Source organism: Halorhodospira sp. 9628 (assembly GCF_022228075.1).
Taxonomy (GTDB): domain Bacteria; phylum Pseudomonadota; class Gammaproteobacteria; order Nitrococcales; family Halorhodospiraceae; genus Halorhodospira; species Halorhodospira halophila_A.
In genome coordinates this window covers 18,062-34,569 of the sequence record NZ_JAJNRF010000007.1, presented here as the reverse complement: position 1 = coordinate 34,569, position 16,508 = coordinate 18,062, and the positions used below count along the sequence as shown (strand labels likewise).

Below are 16,508 nucleotides of genomic sequence, written 5' to 3'. Positions count from 1 at the left end.
AGTTAGGGACACTAGGGACACCCCTAAGGGGTGTGTCCCTGAGCGTCCCTTTCTCGGCTGTCCTGACTGTCCCTGAGCGTCCGAAGTGTCCCTAGGTTTGTCCCTGAGTATGTCCCCGAGGGTGTCCCGCAGGGTGGGGGCGGCATTGAACACCGCACCGGCAGAACCCCTACCGGGGCGCTCTCGGCGTCGAAGACCCCGGCGAGGGCTCGACGCAAAGGGCGCCGCGGGCTGATGGCTGACCGCATATCAGTTTGCATACCGTTGCAACGCATTGTTATAACTGAGATACTTAGCAGATAGACCGCGATACGGTCACAGTATGGTCACAGTCGAGGCCGACGATGAGCGAGATTCCCGCGCAATTCTCCGAGGATTGGTTGAGCAAGCTGGACGGGCGAACCCGGATCGCGCGGGCCGTTCGGGATCGGCTCGGCGAACTGTATGCCGACCTTGGCGGCGAGGATTCGTTGAGCTATCAGGAGCGGTCCCTGTGCAAGCGGATCGTGTGGCTGGAAGCGCTGATCGAAACGCAGGAGCTCGCCCTTGCGCGGGGTGAGGACGTGGAGCAAGGCCGGCTCACGCAGTCGATCAACGCCCTGGTGGGGCTGCTGAAGACCGTGGGGCTGGACCGCCGCAGCCGTGACGCCCTCGACCTCCAGACCTACCTACGCCAGCGGGGGGCATCGTGACCGCCACGATACGCGAGGCGATGACCGACCCCGCCCTATTCGGGGATCAGTACGGCGGCGAGAGCTGGACCGCTTGGCGCGCCCTCCTGGCCGGCTTCTACGGGCTCCCCCTCGACGATGCAGAGCGCGAGCATTGGGAAGACCTCACAGGGGGCCGCAGCGCCCCGGAGAGCCCCGCGGATGAACTCTGGCTAGCCGTGGGCCGTCGAGGCGGGAAGTCGCAGTGTGCCGCCCTCCTGGCCGTCTACGAGGCCGCTTTCCGGGATCACCGCGACAAGCTCGCCCCGGGCGAGGTCGCAACCGTCCGGGTGATGGCCGCCGACCGACAGCAGGCGCGGGTGGTGATGCGCTACATCGGCGGGCTGATCGAGTCCAATCCCATGCTCGAGCGCATGGTGGTCCGCCAGTCCCCGGAGGCCATCGAGCTCAGCAACCGGACGCTACTGGAGGTCGGCACCGCGTCATACCGCACCGCCCGCGGGTACAGCTTCGCCGCCGTCATCTGCGATGAGCTCGCTTTTTGGCGCAGCGATGACAGTGCGAACCCGGATCACGAGATCATCGCCGCCGTCCGCCCTGGTCTGGCCACCCTCGGGGGTAAGCTGATCGCGCTCAGCAGCCCCTATGCACGCCGCGGGGAGCTCTGGCGTACCTATGAGCGGCATTACGGGCAGGACGGCCCCGTCCTGGTCGCTCAGGCCCCCTCCCGCACCCTGAACCCCGAGCTACCGCAGCGGGTGGTCGACGAAGCTCTGGAGCGCGACCCCGACGCCGCCCGCGCCGAGTACCTGGCGCAGTTCCGCAGCGACGTCGAGAGCTTCGCACAGCGCGAGGTGATCCAGCGCGCGACCCGTCCGGACCCCCTGGAGCTCCCGCCGCTCGCCCGTCGGTACTTCGCCTACGCGGACCCCGCCGGGGGTGGCCGGGATGAGTTCACTATCGCCATCGGCCACATCGAGAGCAGCGGCACGGAAGGCCCCCTCGAGCCGGTGAACGTCGCGACCCTGTACGGCGAGGCGACCCACTGGCGCCGCCCTCGAGGCCCGTCCCGCGTGATCGTCGACGTGGTGGAGGCCCGCCGGGGCAGGCCAGCCGAGATTGTTCGCGAGTTCGCCGAGCTCCTGAAGCGCTACGGGGTCCGGAGCATCACCGCCGACCGCTACGCCGGGAGCTGGCCCTCCGACGAGTTCGGCTTGCACGGCATCCGCTGCGACCCCGCTCCGAAAAGCAAAAGCGAGCTGTACCTGGACCTGTTGCCGGCGCTCAACAGCGGACGGGTGGAGCTCCCCCCGGATGACCGGCTGCTGACCCAGCTCCAGAGCCTGGAGCGGCGTACCAGCCGCGCCGGACGCGACACGGTAGACCACCCCCCGGGCGGTCACGATGACCGCGCCAACGCTGTTGCGGGGTTGGTCGCGTGCGCCCCGAAGGCCCAGGGCCGCACCGTCGGGGCGGTCCCCATCGAAGGCATGATATGAGGTGATGCGATGACCGATGAGCTGGAGCGCCTGCGGGCGAAGAATCGAGAGCTGCTGGACGAGAAGAAAGCGGCGAAGGCCAAGGCCGATGAGCTCGCCGAGCGCGTCAAGGCCCTGGAGCGTGAGCGCGACGAAGCGCGACAGGAGCTGCACCGCGTGACCGTCGAGGCCCCCCGGATGCAGCTCATTGAGCAGATCGCAGCGGACGGCATGGCCCGCCCCCTCCTGCGGGAGCTCGAGGAGCGCTTCACCGTCGGGGACGGCGAGGTGCTGCTCAGTCAGGACGGGCAGGCGATCACCACCGACGATGACCAGCCGGTAAAGCTGGACCGCGACGGGCTCCTGTACCTCGTGAATCAGGGGATGATCCCGGAAGCGATGATTAAGCAGTCCAGGGGATCGGGTGCGAAGGGATCAAGGGTGCCGAGCGCCCCCCGGGAGCCCGGGAAAAGGCCGGAGCCCGTCCGGAGGTTCGGAATCCGGTGATATACTGGAGGGGTTCGGATTCGCCCTGTGGGCACCCCCTCCGGACGCCTTCCGCGCCAGTGGCGCAAATCTCTGCAAGCCCGTGGCTGCCGAGAATCACTGACCCTCAACAGATAGGGGTGATTCGATGGCCACTGTACGCCTAGAACACATCATCGAGCCGGAGCGGTTCACCGACTACATCACTCAGAACGTGATGCAGCGCACCGCCCTGGTTCAATCCGGCATCGCCGCCGGGAATAGCGTCATCGCCGACCAGCTCCGGGCAGGTGCCCACAGCTTCACCGTCCCCGGCTGGCTGGATCTGTCCGACGATGAGGCGAACATCGCAAGCGATGACCCGGATCAGCACAGCAGCCCCCGCGGCCTCGGCAGTTTCCGGCAGGTCATCCGTAAGGCGTTCCTGCACGGCTCCTGGTCGACCATGAACCTCGCCAGCGAGATCAGCGGCGATGATCCGATGGCCCGGATTCAGCAGCGCGTACAGGCGTATTGGGATCGGCAGATTCAAAAACGCCTGATCGCGAGCCTGTCGGGGATTCTTGCGCAGAACCTCGAGGACGATGCCGGCGATATGGTCCTGTCGACCACCGACGCTTTCAGCGCCGCCGGGGTGATCGACGCAGCCGGAACCCTCGGGGACCGGATGGATGACCTCGTGGCCGTCGCGATGCACAGCGATACCTACCGCCGCGCGCTCAAATCGGACCTGATCGACTTCATCCCCGACAGCGAGGGGAGCCTGTCCCTTCCGACCTTCCGGGGCTTGGCGGTCATCCAGGACGATTCGATGCCGAAGGATGGCGACGATTACACCACCGTCCTATTTGGGGCGGGCGCCGTGGGGTATGCAGTCGCCGCGCCGCGTACCGCCGACGGGACCGAGGTGGAATCCATCCCGAGCGCCGGCAACGGCGGCGGACAGCAGGTGCTACACAGCCGCCTGAACGTCGCGATCCACCCCGCCGGATTCTCCTGGACGGAAGACAGTGTTTCCGGCGAGTCGCCGACCATCGGCGAGCTCAAGGACAAGGACAACTGGACCCGTCCGGTGGAGCGCAAGGCGGTGCCGCTGGTCTTCTACCGGCATCAGCTCTAAGGCCCGGGGCGGGGTCCAATCCCCCGCCCTCGGCAGGAACCAGCCGTCGAGGCTGGGCATAAGGTGGCCCCGTTCACCGGGCACGCGGTTTCACTGTGAGAGTCACCGCGCCACAAAGGAACCTCGCAGAGCCCGCGGGCTCCCTCCAGGGCCGCGGCGGGCACCCCTCCGCTCATCGGGTACGACTATGCACGGATTCTTCCCCCCGGGACTGACCCGCGAGCAAGCCCGCCCGGGCACCCACGTCCACTGCAAAGGGCGTGTCTGCACCGTCATCCATCGGGGCACGGATACCGCCCTGGTCGAAGACCTGTGGAGCGGCAAGCGGGAGCGCGTACCGCTCGCCATCCTGTCGAGGGCCTAGGCCGCTCCCCGCTGCTCATCCGCCCGCCATGCTGCTGTGACCTCGGCGTGAAGGTCACTGATGATGGCGGCTGCTCCCCCATCCCCGAGAGCCAGCGCCATGCACTGCGCCCCGTGGAGCTCCTGAGCGATGCCGTGGTAGTCCGGCTGCACCTTGGCGAGTCGGCGGCGGATAGCTGCCGCGTAGCTGTGGATCGCGGTCTGGTCGGTCATGGCGACACCCTCCTGTGATCGGGCGCCGCCGCTGTGACAATGCTGTGACCGAGGGGAAAGCAGTGACCGGGGATGTTGCCGTAACTGCTTGTTTTTTCTGGTGGGCCGCCAAGGACTCGAACCTTGAACCTACTGATTAAGAGTCAGCTGCTCTACCAATTGAGCTAGCGGCCCGTTTGAGAGGGACTTATTGTGCCAAGCCGTTGCCGGTCAGGCAAGTTGTCTCGGCAAACGAAAAAGGCCCGGCGCACCGGGCCTGATCGTGTTGGATGGGGTGAGCGATGGGACTCGAACCCACGACCACCGGAGCCACAATCCGGGGCTCTACCAGCTGAGCTACGCCCACCACCGTAAATCGTTGTACCCTGCCTGCGCTGCGCGTTTGGCGCGCCCGGCAGGGTTCGAACCTGCAACCGTCGGCTTAGAAGGCCGATGCTCTATCCGATTGAGCTACGGGCGCAGTGCTCGGCAGTTCGTGCCACGACCGCCTGGTTGACCAGGTGGTCGGGGTGGAGGGATTTGAACCCCCGACTCCCTGCTCCCAAAGCAGGTGCGCTACCAGACTGCGCTACACCCCGTAGGGTCACCGCAGATCCGCGCTGACCGCCGCGGTCTAGGTGCGAAATCATAGCGACCCCGCCTGTCGTCGTCAATTCCCCATTCGTTGCTGGCCGTTGCCGGCGCCCCCGCGGCGTGCGAAAATCCGCCTCAATTCGCGGTTCTTCGGGGGATTCATGCCTGCACAGATCCTGGATGGGAAAGCCATCGCGGCCAAGCGTCGTGCACTCGTTGGAGAGGCTGTCGAAGAGCGGGTGCAACATGGTCTGCGCCGGCCCGGGCTGGCCGTCATCCTCGTCGGGCAGAATCCGGCTTCAGCGGTGTATGTCCGCAACAAGCGGCGAGCCTGCGAGGAGGCCGGCATCCTGTCGCGGGCCTATGACCTCGAGGCCGATGTCAGCGAGGGTGAGCTGCTTGAGCGGATCGATCGGCTCAATGCCGACCCGGAGATCGACGGTATCCTGGTCCAGCTTCCGCTGCCGGGTCATATCGACGAGCAGACGGTGATCGAGCGGATCGACCCGATCAAGGATGTCGATGGCTTCCACCCGGAGAATATGGGCCGACTGGCGCTGCGACTGCCCGGGCTGCGTCCGTGTACCCCGCGAGGGGTCATGACGCTGCTCCACCACACCGGGATCGAACTGGAGGGGCGCAATGCAGTGGTGCTGGGCCAGTCGAACATCGTTGGCCGGCCGATGACCCTGGAACTGCTCAATGCCCGCTGCACGGTTACGGTCTGCCACAGTCGCACCCGCGATGTGGCCGAGCGTGTCCGCCAGGCGGATCTGGTGGTCGCATCGGTGGGCAAGCCGGGGTTGGTCCAGGGCGACTGGATCGGCGAGGGCGCCGTGGTCATCGACGTCGGCATCAACCGCCTGGATAGCGGCAAGCTCACCGGCGACGTCGACTTCGCGGCGGCCAGCGAGCGTGCCTCTTGGATCACGCCGGTGCCGGGCGGGGTGGGCCCGATGACCGTGGCCACGCTGCTCGAGAACACTCTGGATGCTGCCCGCAACCGGGACGAACTGACTGCGGCGGCGTGCTAAGCTGTCTCCGGACAGAGTGACGGGGACAGGGAGTCGGATGGCCACGCACGAGAAGCGCCGTTTCAGCCGGGTGAGCTTTCATGCTCCCGCCCGCTTGGTCGATGCCGGGGGTCACGGTCGCGAGGTCGAGATCCTGGATCTGTCCATGCGCGGTGCCTTGGTGCGACTCAGCGACGGGAGTTCTCCTCAGGGTGCCCTCTGCGATCCACAGAGCCGCTGGACGCTGGAGCTCTCCCTGAGCGAGGAAGACCGGATCTGCATGGAGGTGCAGCCCGCCCACTGGCATGAGCAGGAGGTAGGGTTGCGCTGCGAGCGGATCGACCTGGACAGCATGGTCCATCTGCGCAGCCTGCTTGAGGCCAACTTGGGTGATGTCGATCTGGTCAACCGGGAGTTGATGCAGCTCGTCTCCTGACTTCGAAACGGTCCCGGCAGCCGCAGCGCGCCATCGCCGCGGCGCCTTGCGCTCGTAGGCGTCCGGGCGGGTGCTCCGAGCACCCCCGCCCGCCCCGTGCGTCCTTCCCGTCTAGAAGCTCACGCTGTAGTCGGCCGTTGGCTAGCCTGTACTCTGCAGCCCGGCGCTGAGCCCGGCGATGGTCATCTTGACCAGATCGGTCAGTCGCGGGTGCTCCTGTTCCCGGGATTGCCGCAGCCGCGATAGGGCCGAGAGCTGAAGCAGCGACAGGGCGTCCAGGTCGGTGCGGCGCAGCTCGTGGCTCGCCTGCAGGGCCGGCTGGCGCTCGAGCAGGCGTTCCTTGCCCATGGTCGCCAGGAGCCAGTTACGGGTGCGTTGCCACTCGTCGAGGATTCGTTCGCGCAGCCCCGGGTGGCCGCCGAGCTCCAGGGCCTGACGGCCAAGGGTGAGATCCGCCCGGGCCAAGCCCATCTCGACGTTCTCCAGTAGCTGGGCGAAGAAGGGCCAGTCGCGGCGCATCTCGCGCAGCCGGGCGAGCCCGCCCTCGGTTTCGCCGATAGCGGCCAGGCCGGTGCCCACGCCGTACCAGGCGGCCAGGTTGATGCGGCTCTGTGACCAGGCGAAGACCCACGGGATCGCCCGCAGACTCTCCAGGTCGCGGGCCGCGCTACGGTGGGCCGGCCGCGAGCCGATCTCCAGCTGCCCGATCTCCTCGTAGGGCGTCACCCGGGTAAAGAAATCGGCGAACCCCTCGGCGTGGACCAGCTCGTGGTAGGCGCGCTCGCTCGCCTCGCTCATGCGTCGGAGCTCGCCGCGGTAGCGGGCCGCGACCCGCGCGGCGCGCTCTTCGGCATGCCCGGTGGACATGGCCAGCACGGCGTTGATCGTCTGCTCCAGGTGCCACCGCCCGGAGTCCACCGTCCGGTAGCGCGTGAAGATCATCTCCCCCTGCTCGGTGACCTTCAGCCGGCCGTCCACCGAGCCGGATGCCTGGCCACGGATTGCCCGGTTCAGCGGACCGCCGCCACGGCCCAGGGAGCCGCCGCGGCCGTGGAAGAGGGTAAGTTGGATGCCGTGCCCGCGCGCCCAGCTGGCCAGGCGCTCTTGGAGTTCATGGAGCACGGCGTTGGCGGCGAGAACACCCACGTCCTTGGCCGAGTCCGAGTACCCGACCATGACCTCCAACTCGTACCCGCGGGCCTGCAAGGCGTGCTGTTCGCCGGGTAGCTCGAGGAGTTCGTCGAGGACTGCCGGGGCGTGCTCCAGATCCCGGCGCGTTTCGAACAGCGGGATGATATCGAGACGGAAGGTGGCCCACTGTTCCTCGGGCACCGCCAGGCGGGCGAGGGCGCGCACGGCGGCGATGTCCGCCGCCGTGCGCGTGAACGAGATGATGTAGCGCCGGCACGCCTCGGGTCCGTAGGCGGCCTGCAGATCGGCGGCGGCGCGCAGGGTGTCGAGCACCTCTTGCGTGGCCGCGCTGGTCGGTTCCGGAGCCGTTGCCCAGCCCTCGCGCGCCAGGCGGTCGAGTTCCGCGGCGTCGGTGCTGACCCCCGGGGCCAGCTCCTCCAGAGCGGCGGCATGGACACTGGCGTGCTGGCGAAGCTCCAACTCGGCGAGGTGGAAGCCGAAGGTCTCGACCTGCCAGCGCAGGTCCTGGAGGGCGCCGTAGGCCAGGCGCGGGATCCCGGCGCCGGCCAGCGAGCGCTGGACCTGGTCGATCTCGGCGAGCAGCTCCGCGGGGCCGTCGAAGCCGCGCTCCGGATCGCCCTGGCGGCGGGCGCGCAGGCGCTCGGCGGCGTAGACGAGCTTGTGCCGGTGGGCCTGATCGGGGGAGGTCCGCGCCAGGGCGGCGGCCTGTTCCGGGAAATCGGCGCGGTCGCGCTCCAGGCCCTGAAGCAGCTCCGGGGCCGGCGGCGCGTAGCGGTCGCTGGCGGTGAACGTGCGGGCCACCTCGCGGGTGCGCTGCTCAAGGCGCTGGAGGACCTGTGTCGCCTGCTGGGCCATCGCCCGGTGGGTCACCTCCGCGGTGACATTGGGATTGCCGTCGCGGTCACCGCCCACCCACGAGCCGTAGCGCAGGAAGGCCGGGGTGTGGGGCGTGCGGGCCCCGGTGTTGCGGGGGGCCAGGGTGCGCTCCACCTCGTGGTAGATGCCCGGCACCAGGTCGAAGAGCGTCTGGTCGAAGACCGCCATGATCCGTCGCGCCTCGTCGAGGGGGGTGGGGCGCTCCTGGCGGAAGGGCGCCGTGGCCCACAGCGCGGTGAGTTCCTCGGCCAGGCTGCGGCGGACGTCGAAGGCGAGGGCGTCGTCGGCCTCGTGCAGGTCGAGGCGTTCGAGCTCCCGCGAGATGCGCTGTAGCGCATCAACCACTGCCCGGCGGCGGGCCTCGGTGGGGTGGGCAGTCAGCACCGGGTGGATGCGCAGCCGGCGGATCAGCTCGTGGGCGGCGTCCCGGCCCTCGAGCTCGGTGACTTCCTGGATGCCGGCTTCAAGACCATCGCCGACGATGCGCCCGTCCCGCCCCTGTGCCCGCAGGGAGCGCACCCGCTGGCGGTCCTCGGCGAGATTGAGCAGCTGGCAGTGCAGGGTCAGGGCCCGGGCCACCTTGTGGCCCGTGGTCGGATCCAGGCGGTCGAGTTCGGCGAGGGTCGGCTCCGGGTCGGGGTGTTCGGTCCAGTGGAGTTCGTGGGCGGCCTGGCGCAACCGGGCCAGTGGGGTGGTGACGCGCTCCCCCTCGCACTCCTGCAGCACGTCGTGCAGGACGCCGTCGAGCAGGGCGATCTCCTCGCGCAGCGGCGCGGGGACCACGACCCCGGCGTCGCGGACGGCAGAGATGTCGGAGAAGCGGGCGGCCAGTGGTTGCATGGTACGGATCCAGGCACGGCTGCTGTTGTTCCGGAAGACACTCGGCGCGATCTTGCGCGTTGTCAACGGATTCGCGATGCTCCCCAGGGGTGTGAGGCACTCTGTCGTAACCAACGCTCAGCCACAATCGGGAGGTGCCATGAGCAGGGTACTGGTTCTCTACTACTCCACCTACGGCCACGTCGAGACGCTCGCCCATGCCGTCGCCGAGGGCGCGCGCGGTACCGGTGCCGAGGTGGCGGTCAAGCGCGTCCCCGAGACCATGCCGGAGGAGGTTGCCCGCCAGGCCGGCGCCAAGCTCGATCAGGAGGCTCCGGTCGCCAGTCCGGAGGAACTCGCCGACTACGACGCCATCCTGTTCGGCACCCCCACCCGTTTCGGCAATATGGCCGGGCAGATGCGCAACTTTCTGGACCAGACCGGCGCGCAGTGGTTCAACGGTCAGCTGATCGGCAAGGTCGGCAGCGTCTTCACCTCGACGGGCACCGGTGGGGGCAACGAGACGACGATCACCTCGTTCTGGCACACCCTGGCCCATCACGGGATGGTCATCGTCGGTCTGCCCTACGCGGCAGCGGAGCTGACCGATCTCTCGGTGGTCAAGGGCGGCAGTCCGTACGGCGCCGCCACCATTGCCGGCGGAGACGGCAGCCGTCAGCCGAACGAGCAGGAGCTGGCGCTGGCCCGTTACCAGGGGCGCCATGTGGCCGAGATCGCCCAGCGCCTGCACGGCTGAGCCGGCCTTATTGTTGCCACCGTGCGGCGAGGTGGGCCGCATGAGCACCAGGGGAGAGGATCATGGAGGCGGTGACCTCATTGCTCGAGACGGTTAGTGACTTTGTCTGGGGGCCGGCGATGCTGGTGCTGCTGCTCGGCACCGGCCTCTACCTATCCATCGGCCTCAAGGCCATGCCGATCCGGCGGATCGGCTACGGCTTTCGGCGCATGTGGGGCGGCCGCGCGGAGCGCACCGACGAGCCGGGCGAGATTACCCCCTTCCAGGCGCTCACCACGGCGCTGTCGGCGACCATCGGTACGGGCAACATCGCCGGTGTGGCGACGGCGATCACCCTGGGCGGCCCGGGGGCGGTGTTCTGGATGTGGATCACCGCGCTGGTGGGCATGGCCACCAAGTACGCCGAGGCCGTTCTGGCGGTGAAGTACCGCGAGACCGACGAGCACGGGCGCTACGTCGGCGGTCCGATGTACTACATCAAGAACGGCCTGGGGCCCCGGTGGGCCTGGCTGGGGACGCTGTTCGCGATCTTCGCCATGGTGGCCGCCTTCGGCATCGGCAATACCGTGCAGGCCAATTCGGTGGCCGATGTGGTCGAGTCGAACCTGATGGTGCCGCCCTGGCTCACCGGGCTGATCCTCTCCGCCCTGGTCTTTCTGGTGATCATCGGCGGAATCCGGCGCATCGCCCGGGTCGCCGAGCGTTTGGTGCCGACCATGGCGGCGATCTACGTGATCGGTGGGTTGCTGATCATCGGTTGGAATCTCACCGATGTCCCGGCGGCTCTGGGGCAGATCGTCACCGACGCGTTCACCGGTACGGCGGCCACGGGTGGCTTCGCCGGCGCTGCGGTGTGGGCGGCGATCCGCTTCGGTGTCGCCCGCGGCATCTTCTCGAATGAGGCCGGTCTGGGGTCGGCGCCGATCGCCCATGCCGCGGCGCGCACCCGCAATCCGGTCCGCCAGGGCACCGTGGCCATGCTCGGCACCTTCATCGACACCATCATCGTCTGCACCATCACCGCGCTGGCCATCGTCCTGACCGGGGTCTGGACCACCGGCGAGACCGGCGCGTCGTTGACCTCCATGGCCTTCGGCGAGGGCGTGCCTGGAGGCAATTGGATCGTCACCGTGGGCATGATCCTGTTCGCCTTCACCACCATCGTCGCCTGGAGCTACTACGGCGAGCGTTGCGCCGCGTTCCTCTTCGGGGCCCGGGTGATCACGCCCTACCGCTACCTGTGGGTGGTGCTGCTGTTCGTCGGTGCCATCGCCGAGCTGGGGCTGGTCTGGATCGTTGCCGACATCCTGAACGCCTTGATGGCGATCCCCAACCTGATCGCCCTGCTGGCGCTCTCCGGGACCGTGTTCGCCATCACCCGCTCGTACTTCGCCCCGGGGGGTGGTTCCGAGGAGCCGCAGCGCACGGAGTGACGGGCCAGCCGGGGGCGCCGCCGGCGCCCCCGGGGGCAATCGCCCTTGGGCCCTTATTGCATGAAGAACCGGGTGAAGTACACGCCGGCCGCCGGCTCGTCCACACCGTACTCGCGGAGCGTGGCGTTGACGCGATCCAGCGCCTCCTCGCGCAGCGCCTCGCGTGCATCCGGCTCGGCGAGCTCGGTGGAGGACTGATCGGCCAGGAAGAGCATCAGCGCATCGCGGATCGCGGCCTGGTGGGTCTCGATCCCATCGGCTGCGGCCTCGCTGGTGGTGGCGATCTCGACCTCGGCCTCGAGGTACTGCGCCGGCCCGTCGTCATCGAGGTTGACGGTCAGCGCCTGCTCGAGTTCGGTATAGCGGGCCTCGGCCAGGTCCTGCTCGGCCGGCTCCGGCCGTGGTTCTGCGCGGTGCTCCGGGGCCATGCCGGGCGGGGTGAAGACCCCGGTGGCCATGGCCAGCACCAGGCCCAGGGTGGCGAGCATCAGGACGGCCAGGCCGCCGAGTAGCGCGATCAGACCTTTCGGCATGTCGACCTCCTTCGCGGGTCAGCCAGCCCCGGGCAGGTCCTGCCGGGGTGGCAGGGTCAGCTGGTTCATCGGGCGCGGCTGCCGCGCCGGCGCTGCGCCTGCTGCTGCTCTTCCTCGGCGGCGCGCTCGGCGCTGGCCGCGGCGTAGTCCTTGAGTCGTTCCTGGCGCTCGCGGCGCCGACGCAGCGTGGTCTCGTTGCGCTCGATGAGCTCGAAGATCCGCATCATTGAGCCGTAGACCACGTACACCGGGTGATCGCGGCTGCGCTGCGGTTCCTCCGGGCCGTCCCCGGGGATCCACAGCACGCCGCGGGCGTTCACGCTGGCGGCGATCCGCGCGCAGCGTTGCAGCGCCGGGGTGAAGCCGAGGCTGGCGTGCTCCGGCGGCAGCACGTAGAGCGCGTAGCGGGCTTCGCCGGTCTCCACCAGGATGTTAGCCACACCGGCCGGGGTCTCCACGTCGAATCGGTAGCGGTAATCAGGGGCGTTGTCACCCATCCACTGGCGCAGTTCAGCGGAAACGCGTGCTGGGTTGAGCCCTCGGGCGGCGTCGCTGTTGCGGCGGGCGAGGGCGGCACGGCGTTCGCGTTCGCGCTGGAGTTCAGGCAGGGCGGTGCGTACGGCGACGGCCGCCGCCACGGCCGCCGCCCCGAGGATCAGCGGCCAGGCGAAGCTGAGCAGGGTATGGGCCTCTGCAATGATCGGTACCCCGGGCTGGTCGATGAACGTCGGCAGCAGGGCGAGCGCGGCAATCAGCAGGGCCAGGTTCAGCCAGCGGCGCGCCGCCCGCCAGCGCCGAACGGCCGCGGGATTGTCGCGGGTGCGGTGGATGCGGTTTGTGGTGACCTCGCGCAGGGCGAGCAGCAGCACCAGGACCGTGATGGCAAGCAGTATCATCTTCCCTCTGTGCGCGGGCGGCGCCGACGATGGGCAGGTGCCCATGGTAGCGGACCGCGGCCGGCCAGCCGAGCGCTCGGATGCGCATTGCGGGGAACGCGTCAACCGTTGTTATACTGATGCGGCGAAAGGCGTCAGGGTTACCCCCATTACGCCGCGCAGAGTCTGCGAAAGTGGCGGAATCGGTAGACGCGCCGGGTTTAGGTCCCGGTGGGGTTCGCAGCCCCGTGAGAGTTCGAGTCTCTCCTTTCGCACCAGGCAGTCCGTAGGCCGCGCGGTCCAGGACCGTGCGGCAAGCGCGAAACCGCAATCACCAAACGTTTGGATCCCAAGGACTTCCCGATGCAAGTTTCCGTGGAGACGACCGAAGGCCTGGGCCGGCGCATGACGGTCCAGGTCCCCGCCGAGCGCGTGGAGCAAGAGGTAGAACGCCGGCTGAAAGACCTCAGTGGCCGCGTCAAGATGGACGGCTTCCGGCCCGGTAAGGTGCCGGTGAAGGTCGTTCGCAAGCAGTACGGCGCCCAGGTGCGCAGCGAGGTGCTCAGCGAGGTGGTCCAGCAGACCTACTCCGAGGCCCTCGAGCAGGAGTCGCTGCGCCCGGCCGGCAACCCGCACATCGAGCCCAGGCGTACCGGCGAAGGGGAGGACCTGGAGTACGAGGCCACCTTCGACGTGCTGCCGGAGATCGAGGTTCAGGGCCTCGACCAGATCCGGGTCGAGCGGCCCCAGGTCGAGGTCACCGACGCCGACCTGGACAACGTCCTCGAGCGGCTGCGCAAGCAGCACGCCGACTACCAGGAGGTGGATCGGGCGGCCCAGGATGAGGACCGGGTGGTCATCGACTTCCACGGCACCATCGACGGCGAGGCGTTCACCGGCAACTCCGCCGAGGACGCTCCGCTGATCCTCGGCGCCGGGCAGCTGCCCGAGGCCTTCGAGCAGGCGCTGCAAGGCGCCCAGGCCGGCCAGGAGCTGACCGTTGAGCACAAGTTCCCGGACGAGCTGGCCGAGCCGAGCATCGCAGGCAAGACCGCAGTCTTCCAGGTGACGGTCAAGCGGGTGGAAGAGCCGCAGCTACCCGAGCTCGACGACGACTTCGCGGCCCGTCTGGGCATCCAGGAAGGCGGAGTGGAGGCGCTGCGCGACGCCGTCCGCGGCAACCTCGAGCGCGAGCGAGACCAGGCCGTGCGCCAGCGCCTCAAGCGGCAGGTGCTCGATCAGCTGGCCGATCAGAACGAGCTGGAGCTGCCCAAGAGCCTGATCGATGGCGAGATCGAGGCCCTGCGCCAGCAGTCCGGCGCCACCGCCGAAGGCGAGCTGCCCGAGTCGGAGCGTTCCGCCTACGAAGAGGTGGCGGGCCGCCGCGTGAAGCTGGGCTTGCTGGTCAACGAGCTGGTGCGCAGCCAGGGGATCCAGCTCGACCGCGAGCGGATGATGACCCAGCTGCGCGAGATGGCCGCCAACTCCGGCCAGGATCCGAGCGAGGCCCTGCAGCAGATCGCTCAGGACCGGCAGATGATGCAGGGGCTCGAGGCCTCGGTGATCGAGGAGCAGGTGGTCGACTGGCTGCTCGAGCAGGTGCAGACCGAGGACAAGCCCATGAGCTTCGACGAGCTCATGAACAGCGAGGACGGCGACCAGGCTTCGGCCTGAGTCGCGGCCCCAGGAGGCCAACGGCATGAGCGATACGCAGCAATCCGCCCCCGACGTGTTCAACACCGGCCTGGTGCCGATGGTCGTCGAGCAGTCGGCGCGCGGCGAGCGGGCCTACGACATCTTTTCGCGCCTGCTCAAGGAGCGCGTCATCTTCCTTGTGGGCCCGGTGGAGGACTACCAGGCCAACCTGCTGGTGGCGCAGCTGCTGTTCCTCGAGTCCGAGAACCCGGACAAGGACGTGCACCTGTACATCAACTCGCCGGGCGGATCGGTGACCGCCGGGCTGGCGATCTACGACACCATGCAGTTCATCAAGCCGGACGTGGCCACCCTCTGCGTGGGGCAGGCGGCCAGCATGGGTGCTCTGCTGCTCGCCGCCGGCGCCTCGGGCAAGCGCCACGCCCTGCCCAACTCGCGGATGATGATCCACCAGCCGCTGGGCGGGTTCCAGGGGCAGGCGACGGACATCGACATCCACGCCCGCGAGATCCTCAACATGCGGGATCGTCTCAACACCATCCTGGCCCACCACACCGGGCAGGACATCGAGACCATCCGCCAGGACACCGATCGGGACAACTTCATGACCGCCGAGGCGGCCGCGGAGTACGGCCTGATCGACCGGGTCCTGACCAGCCGCGGTGCCTCCGAGTGAGGACCCGCGGGCTGGTTGCGTACCCGCTGAAAAGGGTGCATCGTTGATAACGAATGATTCCAGTGCGCAAACCGAGGCCGTGGCATGACTGATCGAACTCAGAACAAGGGCGAGGACGGCGGCAAGCTGCTGTACTGCTCCTTCTGCGGGAAGAGCCAGCACGAGGTCCGCAAGCTCATCGCCGGGCCATCGGTGTTCATCTGCGACGAGTGTGTCGAGCTCTGCAACGACATCATCCGCGAGGAACTCCAGGAAGGCGCGGCGACGGAGGGGGGCGGTCTGCCCCGGCCCCACGAGATCAACCGCGAGCTCGACCAGTACGTGATCGGCCAGGAGCACGCCAAGAAGGTGCTCTCGGTGGCCGTGTACAACCACTACAAGCGCCTCGAGAGCCGGACCAGCCAAGACGACGTGGAGCTGACCAAGAGCAATATCCTGCTCATCGGCCCCACCGGCTCGGGCAAGACCCTGCTCGCCGAGACCCTGGCTCGGCTGCTCAACGTGCCGTTCACCATCGCCGACGCCACGACGCTGACCGAGGCCGGCTACGTCGGCGAGGACGTCGAGAACATCATCCAGAAGTTGCTGCAAAAATGCGACTACGACGTCGACAAGGCGCAGCACGGCATCGTCTACATCGACGAGATCGACAAGGTTTCGCGCAAGGCCGACAACCCGTCGATCACCCGGGATGTCTCCGGTGAGGGGGTGCAGCAGGCGCTGCTCAAGCTCATCGAGGGGACCACCGCCTCGGTGCCGCCCCAGGGCGGGCGCAAGCACCCGCAGCAGGAGTTCGTCCAGGTCGATACCAGCAACATGCTGTTCATCTGCGGCGGCGCCTTCGCAGGGCTCGACAAGGTCATCCAGGAGCGCTCCGAGCGGGGCGGGATCGGCTTCTCGGCCGAGATCAAGAGCGAGCGGGAGCGGGCCAGCGTGGGCGAGACGCTGCAGACGGTGGAGCCCAGCGATCTGGTCCGCTACGGCCTGATCCCGGAGTTCGTCGGCCGTCTGCCGGTGATCGCGACCCTCAACGAGCTCGACCAGGAGGCCCTGGTGCAGATCCTGCGCGAGCCGAAGAACGCACTGGTCAAGCAGTACCAGAAGCTCTTCGAGATGGAGGGCGTCGAGCTCGACCTGCGCGACGATGCCCTGCGCGCCGTGGCTGACAAAGCCATGGAGCGCAAGACCGGTGCGCGCGGGCTGCGCACGATCATCGAGCAGGTGCTGCTCGAGACCATGTACGAGCTCCCGTCCATGGAGAACGTCAGCAAGGTGGTGGTCGACGAGTCGGTCATCGCCGGCGACAGCGACCCGTACATTGTCTACGCGGGTCCCGAGCACTCCAAGGCGGCGTCCGACGAGTAGGGCGCCGTCACCC

16 protein-coding genes and 5 tRNA genes are annotated in these 16,508 nt (G+C 68.2%); 13 read left to right on the top strand and 8 right to left on the bottom strand.

Going from position 1 to position 16,508, the window contains the following annotated elements; genetic code table 11:
• Nucleotides 1-344: 344 nt before the first annotated feature.
• The 5 genes from LRG10_RS08505 (at nucleotide 345) to LRG10_RS08485 (ending at nucleotide 4,119) form a co-directional block, all read left to right on the top strand.
• On the top strand, nucleotides 345-692 hold the full coding sequence (locus tag LRG10_RS08505) for a hypothetical protein (protein WP_238635140.1): 348 nt from the start codon (nucleotides 345-347) through the stop codon (nucleotides 690-692).
• Nucleotides 689-2,170 (top strand): hypothetical protein, encoded by a 1,482-nt coding sequence (locus tag LRG10_RS08500; protein WP_238635139.1) that lies wholly within the window; start codon nucleotides 689-691, stop codon nucleotides 2,168-2,170. The genes LRG10_RS08505 and LRG10_RS08500 overlap by 4 nt, the downstream gene beginning before the upstream one ends.
• Nucleotides 2,171-2,179: 9 nt before the next feature.
• Entirely contained in the window at nucleotides 2,180-2,656 is a 477-nt protein-coding gene (locus tag LRG10_RS08495) for a hypothetical protein (protein ID WP_238635138.1), read from the top strand.
• 127 nt (nucleotides 2,657-2,783) lie between these two features.
• The gene (locus LRG10_RS08490; protein ID WP_238635137.1) at nucleotides 2,784-3,755 is read left to right on the top strand and encodes a hypothetical protein; all 972 of its coding nucleotides are present in this window, start codon (nucleotides 2,784-2,786) and stop codon (nucleotides 3,753-3,755) included.
• Between the two features lie 187 nt (nucleotides 3,756-3,942).
• Nucleotides 3,943-4,119 (top strand): hypothetical protein, encoded by a 177-nt coding sequence (locus LRG10_RS08485; RefSeq protein ID WP_238635136.1) that lies wholly within the window; start codon nucleotides 3,943-3,945, stop codon nucleotides 4,117-4,119.
• Here LRG10_RS08485 and LRG10_RS08480 read toward each other — a convergent pair.
• The 5 genes from LRG10_RS08480 to LRG10_RS08460 all read right to left on the bottom strand — a co-directional run bounded on the left by LRG10_RS08480 (nucleotide 4,116) and on the right by LRG10_RS08460 (nucleotide 4,909).
• Nucleotides 4,116-4,331 carry a hypothetical protein gene (locus LRG10_RS08480; protein WP_238635135.1) on the bottom strand — a complete coding sequence of 72 codons (216 nt, stop codon included), beginning with the start codon at nucleotides 4,329-4,331 and terminating at the stop codon, nucleotides 4,116-4,118. The two genes, LRG10_RS08485 and LRG10_RS08480, sit on opposite strands and share 4 nt — an antisense overlap.
• A 98-nt stretch (nucleotides 4,332-4,429) precedes the next feature.
• A tRNA-Lys gene (locus tag LRG10_RS08475) sits at nucleotides 4,430-4,505 on the bottom strand.
• A gap of 96 nt (nucleotides 4,506-4,601) precedes the next feature.
• A tRNA-His gene (locus tag LRG10_RS08470) sits at nucleotides 4,602-4,677 on the bottom strand.
• 37 nt (nucleotides 4,678-4,714) lie between these two features.
• Nucleotides 4,715-4,791, bottom strand: a tRNA-Arg gene (locus LRG10_RS08465).
• Nucleotides 4,792-4,832: 41 nt separating this feature from the next.
• Nucleotides 4,833-4,909, bottom strand: a tRNA-Pro gene (locus LRG10_RS08460).
• Nucleotides 4,910-5,065: 156 nt separating this feature from the next.
• Between LRG10_RS08460 and folD the strand changes: the two genes are divergently transcribed.
• Entirely contained in the window at nucleotides 5,066-5,938 is an 873-nt protein-coding gene (gene folD, locus LRG10_RS08455; RefSeq protein ID WP_201168799.1) for a bifunctional methylenetetrahydrofolate dehydrogenase/methenyltetrahydrofolate cyclohydrolase FolD, read from the top strand.
• Between the two features lie 37 nt (nucleotides 5,939-5,975).
• Nucleotides 5,976-6,353, top strand: a complete 378-nt coding sequence (locus LRG10_RS08450; protein WP_201168798.1) for a PilZ domain-containing protein — start codon at nucleotides 5,976-5,978, stop codon at nucleotides 6,351-6,353.
• A gap of 141 nt (nucleotides 6,354-6,494) precedes the next feature.
• Here the strand turns inward: LRG10_RS08450 and LRG10_RS08445 are convergent, their stop codons facing one another.
• Nucleotides 6,495-9,221, bottom strand: coding sequence for a phosphoenolpyruvate carboxylase (locus tag LRG10_RS08445; RefSeq protein WP_238635134.1), 2,727 nt, complete (start codon nucleotides 9,219-9,221; stop codon nucleotides 6,495-6,497).
• Nucleotides 9,222-9,360: 139 nt separating this feature from the next.
• On the opposite strand from LRG10_RS08445, the gene wrbA reads away from it, so the two are divergent.
• Together wrbA and LRG10_RS08435 are read left to right on the top strand one after the other, a co-directional pair.
• Nucleotides 9,361-9,957, top strand: a complete 597-nt coding sequence (gene wrbA, locus LRG10_RS08440; RefSeq protein ID WP_201168796.1) for an NAD(P)H:quinone oxidoreductase — start codon at nucleotides 9,361-9,363, stop codon at nucleotides 9,955-9,957.
• Between the two features lie 62 nt (nucleotides 9,958-10,019).
• Nucleotides 10,020-11,390, top strand: coding sequence for a sodium:alanine symporter family protein (locus LRG10_RS08435; protein WP_201168794.1), 1,371 nt, complete (start codon nucleotides 10,020-10,022; stop codon nucleotides 11,388-11,390).
• A gap of 53 nt (nucleotides 11,391-11,443) precedes the next feature.
• Here the strand turns inward: LRG10_RS08435 and fliL are convergent, their stop codons facing one another.
• Nucleotides 11,444-11,923 (bottom strand): flagellar basal body-associated protein FliL, encoded by a 480-nt coding sequence (fliL, locus tag LRG10_RS08430; RefSeq protein WP_238635133.1) that lies wholly within the window; start codon nucleotides 11,921-11,923, stop codon nucleotides 11,444-11,446.
• Between the two features lie 65 nt (nucleotides 11,924-11,988).
• Nucleotides 11,989-12,819 (bottom strand): hypothetical protein, encoded by an 831-nt coding sequence (locus tag LRG10_RS08425; protein WP_201168789.1) that lies wholly within the window; start codon nucleotides 12,817-12,819, stop codon nucleotides 11,989-11,991.
• Between the two features lie 167 nt (nucleotides 12,820-12,986).
• Between LRG10_RS08425 and LRG10_RS08420 the strand changes: the two genes are divergently transcribed.
• From LRG10_RS08420 to clpX, 4 genes are all read left to right on the top strand, one after another.
• A tRNA-Leu gene (locus tag LRG10_RS08420) sits at nucleotides 12,987-13,076 on the top strand.
• An 85-nt stretch (nucleotides 13,077-13,161) separates the two neighbouring features.
• The gene (gene tig, locus LRG10_RS08415; protein WP_201168787.1) at nucleotides 13,162-14,472 is read left to right on the top strand and encodes a trigger factor; all 1,311 of its coding nucleotides are present in this window, start codon (nucleotides 13,162-13,164) and stop codon (nucleotides 14,470-14,472) included.
• A 25-nt stretch (nucleotides 14,473-14,497) separates the two neighbouring features.
• Nucleotides 14,498-15,130: an ATP-dependent Clp endopeptidase proteolytic subunit ClpP gene (gene clpP / locus LRG10_RS08410; RefSeq protein ID WP_201168785.1), complete on the top strand. Its 633-nt coding sequence runs from the start codon at nucleotides 14,498-14,500 to the stop codon at nucleotides 15,128-15,130.
• 84 nt (nucleotides 15,131-15,214) lie between these two features.
• Nucleotides 15,215-16,495: an ATP-dependent Clp protease ATP-binding subunit ClpX gene (gene clpX / locus LRG10_RS08405; RefSeq protein ID WP_201168783.1), complete on the top strand. Its 1,281-nt coding sequence runs from the start codon at nucleotides 15,215-15,217 to the stop codon at nucleotides 16,493-16,495.
• The last annotated feature ends 13 nt before the right edge of the window (nucleotides 16,496-16,508 follow it).